At 39.9% G+C, this 18520-nt stretch carries 17 protein-coding genes, 1 tRNA gene, 2 rRNA genes, 1 other RNA gene, 1 pseudogene and 1 other annotated feature; of the genes and pseudogenes, 6 read left to right on the forward strand and 16 right to left on the reverse strand.

Features of this window, described 5'->3' with window-relative positions; genetic code table 11:
- From ACSBQP_RS19075 to tadA, 8 genes are all read right to left on the reverse strand, one after another.
- Positions 1–124: ribosomal RNA gene (locus ACSBQP_RS19075) — 16S ribosomal RNA — on the reverse strand; the annotation flags it as partial.
- 274 nt (positions 125–398) lie between these two features.
- Positions 399–662: a pro-sigmaK processing inhibitor BofA family protein gene (locus tag ACSBQP_RS19080; RefSeq protein ID WP_008342006.1), complete on the reverse strand. Its 264-nt coding sequence runs from the start codon at positions 660–662 to the stop codon at positions 399–401.
- Positions 663–728: 66 nt separating this feature from the next.
- Positions 729–953 (reverse strand): YaaL family protein, encoded by a 225-nt coding sequence (locus ACSBQP_RS19085; RefSeq protein WP_008342008.1) that lies wholly within the window; start codon positions 951–953, stop codon positions 729–731.
- A gap of 18 nt (positions 954–971) precedes the next feature.
- Positions 972–1568 carry a recombination protein RecR gene (recR, locus tag ACSBQP_RS19090; protein ID WP_003218094.1) on the reverse strand — a complete coding sequence of 199 codons (597 nt, stop codon included), beginning with the start codon at positions 1566–1568 and terminating at the stop codon, positions 972–974.
- Positions 1569–1583: 15 nt separating this feature from the next.
- Complete coding sequence (locus tag ACSBQP_RS19095) at positions 1584–1907, reverse strand: YbaB/EbfC family nucleoid-associated protein (RefSeq protein ID WP_008342011.1); 324 nt, start codon at positions 1905–1907, stop codon at positions 1584–1586.
- 25 nt (positions 1908–1932) lie between these two features.
- Positions 1933–3645: a DNA polymerase III subunit gamma/tau gene (gene dnaX / locus ACSBQP_RS19100; protein ID WP_017359011.1), complete on the reverse strand. Its 1713-nt coding sequence runs from the start codon at positions 3643–3645 to the stop codon at positions 1933–1935.
- A 330-nt stretch (positions 3646–3975) separates the two neighbouring features.
- Positions 3976–4240, reverse strand: an RNA gene (gene ffs, locus ACSBQP_RS19105) — signal recognition particle sRNA large type.
- A 76-nt stretch (positions 4241–4316) separates the two neighbouring features.
- The gene (tadA, locus tag ACSBQP_RS19110; RefSeq protein ID WP_008342015.1) at positions 4317–4793 is read right to left on the reverse strand and encodes a tRNA adenosine(34) deaminase TadA; all 477 of its coding nucleotides are present in this window, start codon (positions 4791–4793) and stop codon (positions 4317–4319) included.
- Positions 4794–4872: 79 nt separating this feature from the next.
- On the opposite strand from tadA, the gene ACSBQP_RS19115 reads away from it, so the two are divergent.
- The 4 genes from ACSBQP_RS19115 to ACSBQP_RS19130 all read left to right on the forward strand — a co-directional run bounded on the left by ACSBQP_RS19115 (position 4873) and on the right by ACSBQP_RS19130 (position 8133).
- Complete coding sequence (locus ACSBQP_RS19115) at positions 4873–5427, forward strand: isochorismatase family cysteine hydrolase (protein ID WP_017359012.1); 555 nt, start codon at positions 4873–4875, stop codon at positions 5425–5427.
- A gap of 99 nt (positions 5428–5526) precedes the next feature.
- On the forward strand, positions 5527–6774 hold the full coding sequence (locus tag ACSBQP_RS19120) for a glycoside hydrolase family 18 protein (RefSeq protein WP_270112470.1): 1248 nt from the start codon (positions 5527–5529) through the stop codon (positions 6772–6774).
- A gap of 79 nt (positions 6775–6853) precedes the next feature.
- Positions 6854–7477 (forward strand): deoxynucleoside kinase, encoded by a 624-nt coding sequence (locus ACSBQP_RS19125; protein ID WP_098680852.1) that lies wholly within the window; start codon positions 6854–6856, stop codon positions 7475–7477.
- Entirely contained in the window at positions 7474–8133 is a 660-nt protein-coding gene (locus ACSBQP_RS19130) for a deoxynucleoside kinase (RefSeq protein WP_008342023.1), read from the forward strand. Before ACSBQP_RS19125 ends, ACSBQP_RS19130 begins: the two co-directional genes overlap by 4 nt.
- A gap of 84 nt (positions 8134–8217) precedes the next feature.
- Here the strand turns inward: ACSBQP_RS19130 and ACSBQP_RS19135 are convergent.
- The 5 genes and pseudogenes from ACSBQP_RS19135 to pdxS form a co-directional block, all read right to left on the reverse strand.
- Positions 8218–8310: transfer RNA gene (locus ACSBQP_RS19135), tRNA-Ser, on the reverse strand.
- Between the two features lie 292 nt (positions 8311–8602).
- Positions 8603–8935, reverse strand: a pseudogene (locus ACSBQP_RS19140) (methyl-accepting chemotaxis protein); the annotation flags it as partial.
- Positions 8936–9531: 596 nt separating this feature from the next.
- The gene (serS, locus tag ACSBQP_RS19145; protein WP_217816725.1) at positions 9532–10806 is read right to left on the reverse strand and encodes a serine--tRNA ligase; all 1275 of its coding nucleotides are present in this window, start codon (positions 10804–10806) and stop codon (positions 9532–9534) included.
- A 48-nt stretch (positions 10807–10854) separates the two neighbouring features.
- Positions 10855–11070 (reverse strand) — a binding site (T-box leader).
- A 53-nt stretch (positions 11071–11123) separates the two neighbouring features.
- Positions 11124–11714 (reverse strand): pyridoxal 5'-phosphate synthase glutaminase subunit PdxT, encoded by a 591-nt coding sequence (gene pdxT / locus ACSBQP_RS19150; RefSeq protein ID WP_116307718.1) that lies wholly within the window; start codon positions 11712–11714, stop codon positions 11124–11126.
- Between the two features lie 20 nt (positions 11715–11734).
- Complete coding sequence (gene pdxS / locus ACSBQP_RS19155; RefSeq protein ID WP_025206589.1) at positions 11735–12619, reverse strand: pyridoxal 5'-phosphate synthase lyase subunit PdxS; 885 nt, start codon at positions 12617–12619, stop codon at positions 11735–11737.
- A 246-nt stretch (positions 12620–12865) separates the two neighbouring features.
- Here pdxS and ACSBQP_RS19160 point away from each other — a divergent pair, with 246 nt between their 5' ends.
- Positions 12866–14344 (forward strand): PLP-dependent aminotransferase family protein, encoded by a 1479-nt coding sequence (locus ACSBQP_RS19160; RefSeq protein WP_217816724.1) that lies wholly within the window; start codon positions 12866–12868, stop codon positions 14342–14344.
- Between the two features lie 41 nt (positions 14345–14385).
- Here the strand turns inward: ACSBQP_RS19160 and ACSBQP_RS19165 are convergent, their stop codons facing one another.
- Entirely contained in the window at positions 14386–15711 is a 1326-nt protein-coding gene (locus tag ACSBQP_RS19165; RefSeq protein ID WP_008342036.1) for a D-alanyl-D-alanine carboxypeptidase family protein, read from the reverse strand.
- Positions 15712–15871: 160 nt separating this feature from the next.
- Positions 15872–17338 carry an IMP dehydrogenase gene (gene guaB / locus ACSBQP_RS19170; RefSeq protein WP_008342039.1) on the reverse strand — a complete coding sequence of 489 codons (1467 nt, stop codon included), beginning with the start codon at positions 17336–17338 and terminating at the stop codon, positions 15872–15874.
- Positions 17339–17459: 121 nt separating this feature from the next.
- On the opposite strand from guaB, the gene ACSBQP_RS19175 reads away from it, so the two are divergent.
- A complete protein-coding gene (locus tag ACSBQP_RS19175; protein WP_039962409.1) occupies positions 17460–18428 on the forward strand; it encodes a YaaC family protein in 969 nt (322 codons plus the stop codon).
- An 11-nt stretch (positions 18429–18439) separates the two neighbouring features.
- Here ACSBQP_RS19175 and rrf read toward each other — a convergent pair.
- Positions 18440–18520 (reverse strand): 5S ribosomal RNA (rrf, locus tag ACSBQP_RS19180); the annotation flags it as partial.

The raw sequence follows: 18520 nt of genomic DNA on the forward strand, positions 1-18520 counted from the left end.
CCCACGTGTTACTCACCCGTCCGCCGCTAACATCCGGGAGCAAGCTCCCTTCTGTCCGCTCGACTTGCATGTATTAGGCACGCCGCCAGCGTTCGTCCTGAGCCAGGATCAAACTCTCCGAAAAAGTTCAAAACCGAAGTTTTGTTTTTCGCCAGTTTGACTGACTACCTATGAAATATCATAGGATTTTTTTATAAAAACTCGAATTAACAGGTACGTTTTGTCTTGTTTAGTTTTCAAAGAACTTGTTTACCGCTTCAGAAGCGACTAGAACATCTTATCACGTCCAAGTTGTTAGTGTCAACAACTTTTTTGTTATTATGTTTTTTCGTTTCTTCGTCATCAGCGACGTATATTAATTTACCACCATATATAATCAAAGTCAACAATATTTTGCATTAAATAATAAACTTTTCAATTACGACTAAAGCTGCTACACCTGGAATGCCCAACAAACCACTAATTCCACTCGTTACAGGGTTAATGGAAACATGAAGCCCTAAACTCTCACCGAATAAATTGAGACAAAATAAAAAAAGAGCACCTGCGACAAACTTAACTCCAATAAGCCCTAACCATTTGAATGGATTCGCTTGAACACCTGACATAAACAACAATAAAACAGCTAACAAAATTGAACCAATCACAATAACAGGTTCCATAATCCTCTCATCTCCTCTTCATATGAATAGTACAAGCATATGAGAGGATTATGTAAAATAGACCTGCTACCTCCAGTTGTTTAAACGTAAATTTCTCTTTTTCGCTTCTCTCAGATAGAAAAAGTACTTCGCTTGAGCAAGCTTTAATTCGAATAGAATGTCCGGTGAAGGCTCAACGCTATTTGCGACAAGCTTTTTTTGTCTGTTCCATTCTTCCTTTTGCTTAAAAAGCTGTTGAATTAATATCTCATCGAATTCTTTTCGAATTGATTTTCTGCGAAGAAAACCCATGTACCGTACTTCTCCTTCCTACATCTCACGTCTGCCTTCTAGAGCCTTAGAAAGTGTGACTTCATCCGCATACTCTAAATCTCCACCTACTGGGAGTCCGTGAGCAATGCGAGAGAGTTTAATTCCTGATGGTTTCAACAATCTAGAGATATACATGGCTGTCGCTTCTCCTTCAATGTTTGGGTTGGTTGCAAGAATGACCTCTGTGACTTGATCGTCTTGTAATCTTTTTAATAAGTCAGGAATTTTAATATCCTCTGGTCCTATTCCGTCCATTGGAGAAATAGCTCCATGAAGCACATGATATAAGCCGTTGTATTCTTTCATTTTTTCCATTGCAATCACATCTTTTGGATCCTGCACGACACAGATCACAGATTGATCTCTTCTTGTATCTTCACAAATATAGCAAGGATCCTGATCAGTGATATGTCCGCAAACAGAACAATAAGTTAAATTACGCTTTGCATTAACAAGTGCCTTCGCAAAATCCAGCACGACGTCTTCCTGCATACTAAGAACAAAAAAAGCCAGACGGACCGCAGTTTTAGGTCCGATTCCTGGCAATTTCATAAAGCTGTCAATCAGCTTTGATATTGGTTCAGGATATTGCATCTTTAGTTATTCCTCCTAGAATAAACCTGGCATGTTCATTCCTTTTGTGAATTGACCCATTGTTTCATTCGTTAGTTCATCAACTTTTTTCAATGCATCATTTGTTGCTGCAAGTACAAGGTCTTGAAGCATATCGATGTCTTCAGGATCAACAACTTCTTCATTAATTGCCACATCAACGACTTCTTTTTGTCCATTTACTTTTACAGTGACCATACCGCCACCTGCCGTACCTTCAAGGACTTTTTCTGCAAGCTCTTCTTGAGCCTTAGCCATATCCTTCTGCATTTTTTGCATTTGTTTCATCATTTTTTGCATATTTCCCATTCCACCGCGCATATGAACACCACTCTCTTTCAAATTGTTAATCTTTAATTTCAATTAAATCGGTTCCTACTAACTTCTTTGCTTCTGCAATTAATGGATCTTCTTCAGCAGAAGCTGCCTGACCATCTGCTTGTTCTTCAGGCTGATGATCTCTTAAAAATTCTTCTCTTATTTTACCCCATTGAGCGTCAGGAACGCCAACTAATTCCACTCTTTTTCCTAGCATAGATTCTAGCAGTTGCTCAAGATTGGTTCGAACACCACTTTTATCTTCGGCCACCATCTTACAATGTATTTCAAATTTGAATTTTAAAACAAAGGCATGAGTTGCCGCCGCAACTGGTTCACTATCTGTTAATAGCGCAGCGTGAGATACCTTATTTTGCTGTTTTAATTGGGCAAGAAGCTCTCCCCATTTGCCTTTTATTTTTTCTAGTTCCGGTCGCTTCGCTTCTTTTAAAATCTCATGAATTCGACCGACAGGTGCACGATAGCCATTTTTATTACTCGTTTGAGGTCGAGGTGCTTCCGTTTTTGCTTGAGGACTCTGAGACTGAGTCATTGGAACACCCTCAGCTTTTAGCCTAGATAGCTCCTGTTCCAGCCTGTCTATTTTATTCGTTAACGCTGTTAGGTCGGAATCAGCCGGAGATGATACAGCACCAGCCGTTGACTGACAGAGCTTAACCACAGCTACTTCAAAGAAAATTCTAGGATGGTTTGTCCATTTCATTTCCTGATGGCTTTTATTCAGCACTTCAATCGTTTCATAAAGAAACTGAGGTGCCACACGTTCTGAAAGAGCCACAAACTTATCGTCGACTTTGACTTTTTCAAGGACACCTTCAAGATCCGGTGCTGTTTTGAATAGAAGCATATCTCTAAAGTAGAAGATCATATCCTCTATTAATTTCGCAGCATCTTTCCCCTGTTGAAGCAATTCATTTAACGTATCCAGCGCTATCGCAATATTTTGCTCAAAAATGGCTTCAGCAAGCTGACTAATGAAATGCTGAGATACAGCACCTGTAATGAGCAGTGCATCATCAATTGTTAGCTGTTCACCACTAAATGAGATCGCTTGGTCAAGGAGACTAAGTGCGTCACGCATGCCTCCATCTGCCGCACTAGCAATAATCTCGAGTGAACCCTCTTGTATATTTAGGCTTTCTGCATCTACAATTTTCTCCATTCGTCCAACAATATCTTTTGTCGTGATCCGTTTAAAATCAAATCTCTGACATCTTGATATGATGGTAAGAGGAATCTTATGAGGCTCTGTGGTAGCCAAAATAAAGATACAATGAGCAGGTGGTTCCTCTAGCGTTTTAAGAAGTGCATTAAATGCCCCGATAGAGAGCATATGTACCTCATCTATAATATAAACCTTATATGTAACCGCTGAAGGAGCAAATTTCACTTTATCACGTATATCCCGAATTTCATCTACCCCGTTATTTGAGGCAGCATCTATTTCAATCACGTCTGAAATCGAACCGGTCGTAATCCCTCTACAGGCATCACACTCATTACACGGCTCACTAACAGGTGACTTTTCACAGTTCACTGCTTTCGCAAAAATCTTGGCAGCACTTGTTTTACCTGTTCCTCTAGGACCTGAAAATAAGTAAGCATGAGAAAACTTTTTCTGCAAAAGGGCATTTTGCAACGTTTTTGTGATGTGTTCTTGTCCAACAACATCCTCAAAAACTTGAGGTCTGAACACTCGGTATAAAGCTTGATAACTCACAAATACGCCCTCCTCCATTTATCATCATGTTCATTATACATGATGCAACGATCAATTCAAAAGTACACCTTTATTTTCTAATAAACGAAAAAGAGCATTTCCTTTAAAGACTTTTTACTTTTCTTGATTAAAAAACGTGTTTTCCTGCTTTCTGAAAATGTCTGCCAGATCAATAAGAACATTCGTTCCCCATATGAATTACTTCAAAAAAACCTCACCCTAAAATGGCTTTTTTGCTATTTGTATAAACAAAGCAACCGATATATTCTTTCAATAGCAACAAAAAACTCACCTAGATAAACTAGATGAGTTACATTTAATATTGATTTACCGTGCACCTTCTGTCGATTCGCTACCCCAAGCGTTACTTAAACAGTTAGCTCGGCCCAGGCAACCCTGCGGCACATGAGAGGTTTCACTTAATGCTGCTTCCTTCCGGACCTGACATGGTTCATGAATTCCCATTGCGCAGGACCCAGACGTCAACACCACTTATTTAAGGCAGACCTTGAAGTAAACGAACCTTGAGAAGGGATTCGGCCTCGCTAGAGCGGATTGCGAGTACAGGGCACCGCTACCTCCCCGCTTAGCACGGCAAAATGAATATTAAATTGTTGGTGACGCAGACATAAGTATACCTTCTAAGTGATAAAATTGCAAACGACATCCATTCATTTACTTTTCGCTTGCTTCTTCCGCTGACGGAGGTCTCGAAAGAACTGACTTAACAGCTCACCACACTCATTTTCAAGCACACCGCCAATGACTTCAGACTGATGATTGAACCGCTCATCGTCCAATAAATTCATTAAAGTACCAGCACATCCACCTTTAGGATCATAGGCACCAAAAACGACCTTTTTCACTCTTGAAAGTACAATAGCGCCTGCACACATTGGGCACGGTTCGAGTGTAACATAAAGTACAGCATCTTCTAAACGCCAGCTACCAGTCATTTTACACGCTTCATCAATAGCAAGTAATTCCGCATGAGCAATTGATCGCTGTTCACTTTCCCTTAAATTGTGAGCACGGCTTACAATTTGATCATCAACAACGATGACGGCACCGATTGGAACTTCTCCTATTTGTTTTGCTTTCAAAGCTTCAGAAATAGCTTCTTGCATAAACTGTTCATCTTTCGTCATAGCACGGCTCTCTTTTCATGTTTTTTTAAAGGATATTGAGGTTAACATATTATCACAATCTTTTAAAGGGGGTCTTGATTTGCCAAAACAACAAAAGGCACTACTTATTATTGACATGATCAATAATTTTGATTTCGAAATGGGACATGTGCTCGCTGAAAAAACAGAGCAAATGACCAATAAAATTTTAGCCCTTAAACAACACGCTTTCAAGAAAAATTGGCCAATTATCTATATCAACGACCACTATGGACTCTGGAAGGCTGATATCAAAGCTGTTATGGAAACATGTAAAAACGAAAGAAGTGCCCCTATTTTAGAACAAATGGCACCATCTAAAGATGATTACTTCTTAATTAAACCTAAGCACTCTGCCTTTTACGGAACAGCACTAGAGACACTCCTAAATGAATTAGGTGTGCAAGATCTTATTTTAACTGGAATTGCCGGAAACATCTGTGTCCTGTTCACTGCAAATGACGCTTACATGCGAGAGTACAACCTCACTGTACCTAAAGATTGTATTGCTTCAAATGATGATAGGGACAACGAGTACGCTTTAACGATGATGGAGAACGTTCTTCTCGCCAAAATCACAACCACTAAAGAGATCACGGATGAAAATCAAACATGATTTATCCATCACCCTCATAAATTGTTAGCAATAACAAAGGGGGCGTTGACCATTCAAATTTATGTTGTCAAAAGAGGAGATACGTTAAATGAGATTGCCATGCGTTTTAAAACAACGGTAAATGAAATCATTCGGACCAACGACATCGAAACGCCAAATCAACTAGTCGTTGGACAAATAATTGTCATCCCTATTAGAGGTCAATTTTATGAGGTCAAACAAAATGATACACTTTATCAAATTGGAAGAAGATTTCAAATTTCGGTAGAAGAATTGGCACGTGTGAATCGGATTCGACCTGAAGCTATATTGCCTATTCGCTTCTTGCTTTATATTCCACAAAGACCGAAAAGAAATATTAATTCTAATGCTTATATAGAACCACGCGGAAACCAAGTCAGCGAAAATTTAAAGCAAGCAGCCAGAGAGGCATCTCCATACTTAACACATCTCGGCGCTTTTAGTTTTCAAGCGCAAAGAGACGGAACACTTCGCGAGCCACCATTAGATCAATTGCCTCAGATTGCCGCTCAAAGCAGAACGGTTTTATCCATGGTAGTCACAAATCTAGAGAATGATAAATTTAGTGATGAACTCGGGCAAATCCTTTTAACAAATCAATCTGTCAAAACGACATTATTAAATGAAATCGTCCGCGTTGCTCAAAAGTATCAATTAAAAGAAATCCATTTTGACTTTGAATATTTACGCCCTGTTGATAAAGAAGCCTACCTTCAATTTTTAAGAGAAGCAACAACTCGTTTTCATCAACAGGGTTGGACTATTTCTGTGGCACTTGCTCCTAAAACAAGCAGTGAACAGAAAGGAAAGTGGTATGAGGCGCATGACTATGAAGCAATTGGAAAGATTGTTGATCATGTTGTGCTAATGACTTATGAGTGGGGCTACAGCGGCGGGCCTGCACAAGCCGTCTCTCCGATCGGCCCTGTCCGCCAAGTCATTGAATATGCACTGACTGTCATACCTGCCAATAAAATTGTGATGGGGCAGAATTTATATGGTTATGATTGGACGCTTCCTTATGTTCAAGGAGGCCCTATCGCCAAAGCCGTCAGCCCTCAACAAGCGATTGCCATTGCTAGAGAGAATAATGTATCTATTTTATATGACGAAACAGCACAAGCACCTTATTTCCGTTATACAGATGCTAACAACAAAGAACACGAGGTTTGGTTTGAAGATGCAAGATCCATTCAAGCCAAATTTAATCTCATTAAAGAGTTAAACCTAAATGGAATTGCTTACTGGAAATTAGGTCTATCCTTCCCACAAAACTGGTTGTTGTTATCAGATCAATTTAATATTGAAAAAAGAACGACATCGTAATTCATACGCTCTATCTCTCAGAAGGGGTATGGTACAATATACATTGGTTTGACAACTTTATAGATAGAGGAGAACGCCTATGTATCCTGCCCCTTTTATTGCAGTGGAAGGCCCAATTGGAGCCGGAAAAACAACCTTGGCTACAATGCTTTCAAAGGAATTTCAATTTCCTTTAGTAAAAGAAATTGTAGAAGAAAATCCATTCTTAGATAAATTTTATGAAGATATGGAACAATGGAGCTTTCAGCTTGAGATGTTCTTTCTATGCAATCGGTTTAAACAGTTAGAATCTATTGAAGAGAACTATGTCAAAAAAAAGCAGCCAATTGTCACTGATTATCATGTCTATAAAAATATGATATTTGCAGAAAGAACCTTATCCAAAAAGCACATGGATAAATACAGAAAGATCTATCACTTGCTGACAGATGATCTTCCTAAACCAAATGCCATGATCTATATAAAAGCCAGCCTTCCCACCTTACTTGATAGAATAAAGATGAGAGGCCGATCTTTTGAAGAAGACATTGATCCAGCTTATTTAAAAACCTTGATTGAAGATTATGAGTTGGCCATCGAGCATTTAAAACAAACTGACCCAAGGGTTCCTATCATTACAATTGAAGGCGATCATACAGACTTCGTTTCCTCACAGCAAGATTACCAGCAAATTGTACAGAACATAAAGGAGCAAGTACTATGAAAAATATTGATATACCAAAGGATGCTGTCATTACAATTGCAGGGACAGTTGGTGTCGGAAAATCGACCATGACGAAAACAATAGCGGACAAGCTAGGGTTTCAAACTTCTCTTGAAAAAGTAGATGATAATCCATACTTAGAGCCTTTTTATTCAGATTTCCAAAGATGGAGCTTTCATTTACAGGTCTATTTCCTAGCTGAACGTTTTAAGGAACAGAAACGAATCTTCGAGTCTGGTGGAGGTTATGTACAAGATCGGTCCATTTATGAGGACACTGGTATTTTTGCTAAAATGCACGCAGACAAAGGTACCATGTCAGAGGTAGACTATGAAACGTATACGAGTCTATTTGAGGCGATGGTGATGACACCTTACTTCCCTCACCCAGATGTCCTCATTTACTTACATGGGGATTTAGATCATATATTACATCGTATTGAAGAGCGCGGGAGAGAGATGGAAACTCAAACCGATCGAGCATATTGGGAAGAAATGTACACTCGATATACGGAATGGATTGAACAATTTGATCTGTGCCCTGTGATTAAAATTAATATTGAAGATTACGACTTACTTCATGATGAAAGCTCACTTGATCCTATACTTCATGAAATTGCTTCTGTTATTCAAAAAAATCGCTCTAACACAAAATAAAAAAAACCGCTGCACTTCTCGAATGCAGCGGTTTGACAATTTCCAATTTTTATGCGTTTCAATTCAACTAAGGTAAAATCAATATGGCGGAGGAAGAGGGATTCGAACCCCCGCGGGCTTTGACACCCCTGTCGGTTTTCAAGACCGATCCCTTCAGCCGGACTTGGGTATTCCTCCGTATCGACAAGAATTAATATATCATATCATCTTATTTTAAGTCAACATCTTTTCGAAAAAAATTTCAACATTTGATTTTGGTATGATGTTTAGCCTATAAAAAGCTAAAATGAACTTTATTTTAGCCTTTTGTCTTCTTTTCAGCGTAATAGAAAACCTTTGAAGTCTAGGAAGGACGAGTACTGGCGCGGAGCGAATTTGGCATTCGTGAGCACCAGCACGCAGGACTGACAAAGAATGCGAGGGTTTGTCTACATGCTGAAGCAGCCGCTTATCGGCTGCTCTTCATTTATTACGTATCCTGTCTAATTTCTTCAATAAAAGTATTCATCTCTTCTTTAAAATCATTTAATGACTCAATAATCTTTGTAAAGTCTGTCACTTGTTTAGCTTGTTCGTTTGTTGAACTGCTGATTTGTGAGATATTTTCAGATAAAGTGCCAATGCTGTCTTGGATTTCTTTTAAAAATGCATTAATGGTTTCAGCTGCTTCCTTTGATCCATCTGATAACTTTCGTACCTCGTCTGCAACAACAGCAAAGCCTTTTCCATTTTCACCTGCTCTTGCCGCTTCAATTGCAGCATTGAGTCCTAACAGGTTTGTTTGTCTCGCAATACCGCCAATGGTTTTGACGACTTCTTCAATGTTTGCGGATTTCTCTTCTGCTCTTCCGGCCTGCTCACTAATTTCTAAGCTTGTCGCAGCCAGTTCTTGAGAATGAGCAGCAATTTGCTCAATTCCACCTTGTAACTCTTTCGCTACTTTATTGATATGTTCCATATAGCCGCTTAATTTCTTCTCACGATGATGTGAAAAAGCCACTAAAAAGGAGCCAATCACTTTTCTATCTTCATCAAAAATCGGATAACCTTTTACAGCAATTTCATAACCATATAAAGACTCTGGCAAATGCCCATCATATTCTTGTCCTCTTAATGTCGTCGCCACGTTTTGGTCCTCTGGGTTTAAAGCGTCCCCTACTTTAATGCCAAAATCTACTGTGGTCGATGGATAATAGCAAAGTACCTTTTCTGTATCAGTGATGCCGAAAAGGACACTTTCATCTAGAACTTTTCTGAGTAATTGAGCCATTTCAACATAATAGTCAAGCCTATTCAAGGTTATTCCTTCTTTCCTAGATGCTTTTAGTTCTTTTATCGGCTTATTTTAGAAAAGCTGTAGAAGTTTAGGTAAAAAGAATAAGATGCCATGACGGCATCTTATTTTATCACTTCTTTATTTCCCATATAAGGACGTAACACCTCAGGAATGATCACTGTTCCATCCTCTTGTTGATAGTTTTCTAAAATGGCTGCAACAGTTCTTCCTACTGCTAAACCAGATCCATTTAATGTGTGGACGTGTTCTGGCTTGGCTTTAGGCTCAGGGCGGAAACGAATGTTTGCTCGTCTCGCTTGGAACGCTTCAAAGTTACTGCAAGAAGAAATTTCACGATACGTATTTTGGCTTGGAATCCATACTTCGATATCGTATTTCTTCGCAGCCGTAAAGCCTAAATCTCCTGTACACATACTCATGACACGGTATGGCAGGTTCATTAATTGAAGAACTTTTTCTGCTTGGTTTGTTAGTTTCTCTAATTCTTCATAAGAATCTTCTGGTCTGACAAATTTCACAAGCTCTACTTTGTTAAATTGGTGCTGACGGATGAGTCCGCGCGTATCTCTGCCGGCAGAACCAGCTTCTGATCTAAAGCAAGCACTAAACGCTGCATAATTGATTGGCAGCTGCTCTCCTTCAAGAATTTCGTCACGGTGCATATTCGTAATTGGCACTTCAGCCGTTGGAATGAGGAAATAATCTTCTTCTCGAATTTTAAAAGCATCCTCTTCAAACTTTGGAAGCTGTCCGGTTCCTGTCATGCTTGCTCTGTTGACCATATAAGGTGGTAGTACTTCAGTAAAACCAAATTCATCTACGTGTAAATCCAGCATAAAGTTATAAAGTGCACGCTCTAACCGTGCGCCTAGCCCTTTATAAAAAACGAAACGGCTTCCTGTCACTTTTCCTGCACGTTCAAAATCTAAAATCTTCAGCTCATCTGCTACATCCCAATGCGGCTTTGGTTCAAATGAGAAGGCTGGCTGTTCGCCCCATTTTCTCACTTCAATGTTGTCATCTTCTGTCTCACCGACTGGTACAGAATCATGAGGGATGTTTGGAATTGAGAACAGGATGGTTTGCAGGCTTTCCTCTACTGTTCTTAATTCATCATCTAACTTCTTAATCTCATCGCCTACCTCACGCATTTCTTGAATAATATGATCGGCGTCTTTCTTTTCTCTTTTTAGAACAGCCACTTGCTGTGATACTTCATTTCTTCGGCTCTTTAATACTTCTGTTTTGCCGATTAATTCTCTTCTTTTTTGATCCAGCTCACCAAACTTATCAAAATCCGCTAAATCTTCACCTCGATGGGCTAATTTTTCTTTGATTTGATCAAAATCCGTGCGCAGTTGTTTAATATCCAGCATGTGTAACACTCCTTTTTTATCGAAAAATAAAAAGAGCCCTCATCCCATGAAAGGGACGAGAGCTCTCGCGTTGCCACCCTGATTGAAAACACGCCAAAAGCATGCTTTCCTCTTTCCTCTGTAACGGCATCACCGTAAATGCTTACTTCGTGTTTCAGCATTTCGCTCAAGGATGGATTCAGAATGCATCTTTCACCGATTCTCACCAACCATCGGCTCTCTGAGAAAGAGGGGCTTCTTACTATTTCCCGTCAACGCTTTTTCGATCTTTGATTGTGATTTTAATGTACTATAAGTTTTATCTCTTTTCAACCGTTTTATACAGCAAGCTTCGTTTTATAGGACTCCACCATCTCAACAAACAGCTGTGTTAACCGGTGGTCATCTGTCAGCTCTGGATGAAAAGAACAACCTAAGATATTGTTTTCTTTCGCCATCACAATCCTGCCGTCATACTCAGCCATGACCTCTACACTCTCATTTGCGCTGATGATATGTGGGGCACGGATGAACACACCTGTAAACGGCGCATCCAGTCCTTTCACTTCTACATCTGCTTCAAAGCTGTCTACCTGTCTGCCAAACGAATTACGTGCAACAGATACATTTAACAGTCCAAGATGAGCATCTTCTCGATCTTCTATATGCTTTGCCAGCATAATCAAACCGGCACAAGTCCCAAATATCGGTTTACCTTGAGCAGCGAACGCTTTAATCGGTTCAATGAATTGGTACGTATCCATGAGTCTTCTCATCGTCGTACTTTCACCACCAGGGATAATGAGACCGTCAACAATTTCTAACTCCTCTACCCGCTTGATGATCTTTCCCGCTGCGCCACACGCTTCAATCGATTGAATATGCTCTCTCACCGCTCCTTGAAGCCCTAGTACACCAATTGTTAGCATGTTCGTTTGCGCTCCCTTAATTACCAGCCACGCTCTTGCATACGCTCTTCTGGCAATAGATTTGAAATTTCAATTCCTTTCATCGCTGTTCCAAGCTCTTTAGAAAGCTCTGCAATCAGGCGGTAATCTGTGAAATGAGTCGTTGCTTCTACAATCGCTTTTGCAAATTTAGCTGGATTGTCTGATTTGAAGATACCAGAGCCGACAAATACACCATCTGCTCCAAGCTGCATCATGAGTGCTGCATCTGCTGGTGTCGCAACACCTCCAGCTGCAAAGTTTACAACTGGCAATTTGCCTTCTTTTTTAATTTGAACCAATAATTCATAAGGTGCGCCCAGATTCTTGGCTTCTGTCATCAATTCATCTTCACTCATTGCCGCCACTTTACGAATTTGAGCATTGACCTTTCTCATATGACGGACAGCTTCTACAATGTTTCCTGTACCAGGCTCACCTTTTGTACGTAGCATTGAAGCGCCTTCTGCAATACGGCGAGTCGCCTCACCTAGGTCACGACAGCCACATACGAAAGGTACCGTGTATTCATTTTTATTTAAATGGAATTCCTCATCTGCGGGCGTCAGCACTTCACTCTCATCAATATAATCAACACCAAGTGCTTCAAGAACACGAGCTTCCACGATGTGGCCGATACGTGCTTTTGCCATGACTGGAATCGTTACTGCATTTTGTACTTCTTCCACGATTCTTGGGTCTGCCATACGGGCAACACCGCCTGCTGCACGGATATCAGCTGGTACTCGTTCTAGTGCCATTACTGCCACTGCGCCTGCTTCTTCTGCGATTTTTGCCTGCTCAGCATTGACGACATCCATAATGACGCCACCTTTTTGCATTTCTGCCATTCCACGTTTTACTCGTTCAGTTCCCTTATTGCTCACAATTGTTTCCTCCCATTTGTCTATTCGATTAATTCAACACCTTTATCATACAAGCGTTAGAGTATAACAATAAAGAGAATAGTATAACAATTCAATTAGCTCATAAAAAAGAAGAAACCCTTATATATCAATGTTTCATAGTTAAAAAAGCATCATTCCCTCTTTTAAGTGTTATTAACATGTTATAATACATCTATAACAATTCGAAAACATCTATAACAATTCCACACCCATTGGAGGATTTTCATGCATATTGATATCCATCGACATTCAGATACATCTCTTTCGAATCAGATTTACTTTTCCATCGTTGATCACATTCAATCAGGTCTGCTTCAGCAAGGCGATAAGCTGCCGACTGTACGTGATCTAGCGAAACAGCTGAATGTAAGTCTTGTCACAGCAGCAAAAGCCTATACACGGCTTAAGGACGACGGATTTTTAACGACTGTACAAGGAAAAGGTACGTTTGTGAATGAGCAGCATGAGCAAACTGACATCCCGATTCAGTCATCTACTTCTTTCGATTGGCAGTTATCGATCCCTGATTATTTACCAAGGTCTCAATTTGCTCAGTATCACTATGTCGAAGAAGCAATTAATCTTTCTTCCTCTATGATTGATCCTGGTCTTTTACCTAACCGGTATTTAGAAAAAGAAATGCAGCATGTCCTAGCCCGGCATCCTCAAATCATGTCAAAATACGGAGAAATACAAGGTGACCTTCAGCTTCGTCAGGTCATTCAATCATTTCTAGAAAAATTAGATGTCCCTTCTACTCCTGAAAATATCCTTGTCACTAGCGGTTCTCAGCAAGGGCTTGATTTAGTAGCACGTACATTTATCGGGCCGGATGATGTAGTTGTCATGGAGGCGCCCACCTATCCAGGCGCAATTGATGTCTTTATGGGGAGAGGGGCACGAATTATTACGGTTCCTGTCGATCATGAAGGAATGAACATGAAACAGCTTCAAAGCATTTGTGATAAATATAAACCAAAGCTCATCTATACCATCCCTACTTTTCACAGTCCTACAGGTGCTAGTATGTCGATGAAACGAAGAAAGCAGCTGCTTTTACTGGCACAAAGCATTGATTGTCTCATTGTAGAGGATGATCCTTATCGTGAGCTTTATTTTGAAAAGAAACCGCCGGCACCCATTAAAAGCCTAGATCACGATGGACACGTCATTTATTTACGAGGATTAAGCAAGACACTGGCTCCAGGATGCAGAATTGGAATTATTACAGCGTCAGGCTCTATATTTAACCGTTTATTAGCTGCAAAAGCCAATAATGATTTAGGGAGCCCGCTTCTCACCCAAAAGGCGATCTTACCGTTTCTCACATCCAAGAAGATGGTCGATCATACGAAAAAATTAAGAACTGCCTTGAAGGTGAGACGCGATTTGATGATGGATGTGTTGACAAAGCATGCGCCAAAGGACGTCACGTGGCAAATCCCACAGGGCGGGCTCAATTTGTGGCTTAGCTTTCCTTCCTGGGTCGATACACGTGCCCTATTACATGAGGCACGGAAGCAGCAAATCACCTTCCTGCCTGGCTCTGTCTGCTATCCTGGGGAGCCGAAGCAGAATTATATACGTCTTAGTTTTTCTTATGTGAATGAAAAGGCACTGACAGAAGGTATGGAAAAGTTATGTGGTATTTTTCAGCAGGCCTTGTCTACACCTCAAAACCACAAACAATCTCTTTTCTTTTAACGATAAAAAAACTGCTCTCACATATAGAGAGCAGTTTTTTATTAGAACCAACCTTTTACTGTGTCGACGATTCCGCCCCAAATGCCAGCGAAGAATCCTCCTACACCACGCATTGCAAGGATGAACCAGTTTGCTTTTTCATCACCTGTTTTCGTCACAAGCTCAACACCTGATTGGTCTTTACTCAAATAGCCGTAGTCCTTCTCATCACCAGAATAAGAAGTCGTCAGCATGCCAACCTTCGTTCCTTTTTTAATAGGAGCTTCTAGGTTCTTTTTATCAATATTTACTTTCGCTTTATAGCTCTTCTCATCACCATTTTTAACCGGTACAGAGAAAGCTTCTTTCGTCACGACGGGTACTTCTTTATCTTTCCCTTTATCAACTTCGATGTTTTCATGTCCCTTGATTTGTTGGCCTTTTTTGTACATTTCTTTCATCGTGAAGTTTTTAAAGGCATAATCGAACAATTTTTTCGCCACATCAAAACGAGCTGTATGAAGATTCCCTTTTGCATTCAGGACAACTGCGATCACACGCATATCACCGCGTTTTGCTGTACCTGTGAAGCTAGAACCAGCTGAATCAGTAGAGCCCGTTTTCAGACCGTCTACGCCTTCATATTCTTTCACAAGTCCTTTAAGCATAAAGTTCCAGTTTGGCATGTCCATTTCGTCATCTGTGCCTTCTCTGAACTTTGTTTTCGCGATGCTTGCTGTTTCAAGAATTTCTGGATGATCTTTGATGAGATGCTGTGCAAGCAAAGCCATATCCTTTGCGGAAACTTCGCTTTCTTCATCAGGTCCCGTACCTTTTGGCTGTTTGCCATGTAAGTCTTTATTTTCTAATCCAGTTGCATTCACGAATTTGTAATTGGTTAAGCCAAGTTCTTTTGCTTTTGCATTCATTTTTTCAACAAACTTTGATTCTGATCCAGCGATTACCTCTGCTAGACCAATTGCTGCTGCATTTGCTGAATAAATAGCCGTTGCTTGATAAAGTTCTTTGACAGTATACGAACCATCTTTTCTCAATGGAACATTGGATAAACTACGGTCCTGAGAAATTTCGTACACGTAATCATCTGGCGTATATGTTTGATCCCATTTCACTTTGCCTTCAGCAATCGCCTCTAGTAATAGATACTCTGTCATCATCTTTGCCATACTTGCAATAGGCAGTCTTTGTTCTGCGTTTTTACTATAAAGAATTTTACCTGTAGAAGCTTCAATAAGGATGGCTGCTTTCGCATTCACATTGAATGGATCTTCAGCCGCTTTTGCTTTGGACATTGGGGTAAATGCAGTAACAATCAATGCCAATGCAAGGATAGAGACCATAAGCTGTTTCAACATCTTGCTGTTCAATCGTCATACCTCCGTATTCATCTTTTTTCGACGTTTTTCATATATATTTAATCCACAAGGGCTTATTTCGACACAACAGTATAAATTTTATCACAATAAAGACAAAAAAAATAGACAGAGTCATAGACCCTGTCAAATGTAATTTGATTGTCACAATTTATCAAGAAATTGTGTAGTTTGGTGATTCTTTTGTAATTTGTACATCATGTGGATGGCTCTCACGAAGACCTGCACCTGTCATGCGAATGAATTGTGCTTCTTCTCTAAGAGTACGTAAGTCCTGTGTTCCACAGTAGCCCATACCAGAGCGAATACCGCCAACGAGTTGGTAAACAGTGTCAACAACTGGTCCTTTATACGGTGTACGTCCTTCGATACCTTCTGGAACGAATTTTTTATTATCTTCTTGGAAGTAACGATCTTTACTTCCTTTTTCCATTGCAGCAACAGAACCCATACCACGATATACTTTGAAACGTCTGCCTTGGAAAATTTCTGTTTCTCCTGGGCTTTCAGATGTACCAGCAAGCAGGCTTCCCAGCATAACAGCATGTCCACCAGAAGCTAATGCTTTCACGATATCACCTGAATATTTAATTCCACCATCTGCAATAATAGATTTACCATGTTTTCTTGCTTCTGTTGCACAGTCATAAATCGCTGTGATTTGTGGTACACCAACCCCTGCAACAACACGTGTTGTACAAATCGATCCTGGTCCAATACCCACTTTTACAATATCTGCTCCAGCTTCAAACAATGCTTTTGTTGCTTCAGCTGTTGCAACGTTACCAGCAATGATATTAAGAGAAGGATACGTTTCACGGATTTTCGATACAGTGTCTAGAACACCCTGAGAATGACCGTGTGCTGTATCAATGACGATCACATCAACATTGGCTTCTACTAATTTTTTCACACGAGTCATTGTATCGCCAGTGACACCTACAGCGGCACCAACAATTAAACGGCCATGTGCATCTTTAGAGGAGTTAGGGAATTCAATCACTTTTTCAATATCTTTGATGGTGATGAGACCTTTTAATGTTCCTTCGTCATCTAAAAGAGGTAATTTTTCAATTTTATATTGCTGAAGGATTTTTTCAGCTTCTTCTAATGTTGTTCCAACAGAAGCTGTCACAAGTTCCTCTTTTGTCATCACGTCGCTAATCTTCATTGAATAATCCGAAATAAAACGAAGGTCACGGTTCGTAATAATCCCAACAAGCTTTTGATCTTGTTCGTTATTGACAATCGGTACACCAGAAATACGATATTTACCCATTAAATGTTCTGCATCGAATACTTGATGATCTGGTGTTAAGAAAAATGGATTTGTAATAACACCACGCTCTGAACGTTTTACTTTGTCCACTTGTTCAGCTTGCTGCTCAATAGACATGTTCTTATGGATGATTCCAAGACCACCTTGACGTGCCATTGCAATCGCCATTTGTGATTCCGTCACAGTATCCATTCCTGCACTAATAATTGGAATGTTCAGCTTTAAAGTGCTTGTTAACTCAACTGATAAATTGACATCACGCGGAAGCACCTCAGACTTTGCTGGAACAAGCAACACATCGTCAAACGTCAAACCTTCTTTTGAAAATTTACTTTCCCACATTAGTAAATCCCCCTCTTTTCGGCAAAATATTATATGTAGATTATCAACTAGGAAACAGCATGTCAAGGAAGCAACAAACAGTTGCAATTTTTAGAAAATATAAAGAGAGTTGAGGAAGAAGATGAAAAGTTCAGGATGGAAGGATTTAAAACGTTTTTACTCACTTGAAACTTCCCAAAAGTTTCTATTTCAACAGTACGAGAAACGGAACATTCAGGAGGCAAACCAGCAAGCCTATAAAAACTGTGAACGATTTATTTACTTTTTAAAGCACGGTCATACATTTTATGACCAAGCCGCATCAGCTCCGCTTGAACTAAAACCGATTTTATTGTTTTATGGAATGGCACAGCTGTTAAAGGCATGTTTGCTGACAGTGGATCCCGACTATCCTTCTCAAACCTCTGTCTTAGCTCATGGCGTCACCTCAAGAAAAAGAAAGAAGCAGCATTATCGTTTTAGTGAGGATGAAGTCAAGATTCAGCGAAACGGATTATGTATGCATGTATTAAAGCACTTATTTCATTTAAATGGTCTTGAAGATGAACGATTTACGATGATCAATCTCCTTTCAAAAATACCTGAAATGGGTCATATTCTGGAGTTTCAAAAACAACCCTCTACTTTAGTGAAAGTAGAACAAGCAAATGGCATGTTGATTCAAGATCATATTCCCTTGCTCTATAATATGTCTGCCGAACGTTTTATTGAATATTTTGAGTTCCATACAACTTGGAAGCTTAAGCAACGAGAGGCTAAAAAACTAACATTTGATGTATTTTCAGAAGAAAACCCTGCTCTTGCTACTCATCTTCATTATGATTTAGAAATGAATCAATGGTTCATTCCAGCAACACGAGATGCCTTTTTAGGGATTCCTGAGATCATCAGCCATTACTTGTTAATGTATAACCTCAGTATGATTGCCCGCTACGAAACAGAATGGTGGTACGAGCTTTTATCTCAATACATTAGTGATGACTATGTCATGATTGAACGTTATATGGAGATTGCAGAGGACAAGTTTCCGGCTTATATCATGATGCTGCTAGAAGAAAACACAAAAAAGACCAGTTCCGATTGGAACTGATCCTTTGAAAAGCTTGGCGGCGTCCTACTCTCACAGGGGGAAACCCCCAACTACCATCGGCGCTGAAGAGCTTAACTTCCGTGTTCGGTATG

The sequence above is a fragment of the Bacillus sp. G402 genome, from assembly GCF_051172515.1.
Taxonomy (GTDB): domain Bacteria; phylum Bacillota; class Bacilli; order Bacillales; family Bacillaceae; genus Bacillus; species Bacillus altitudinis.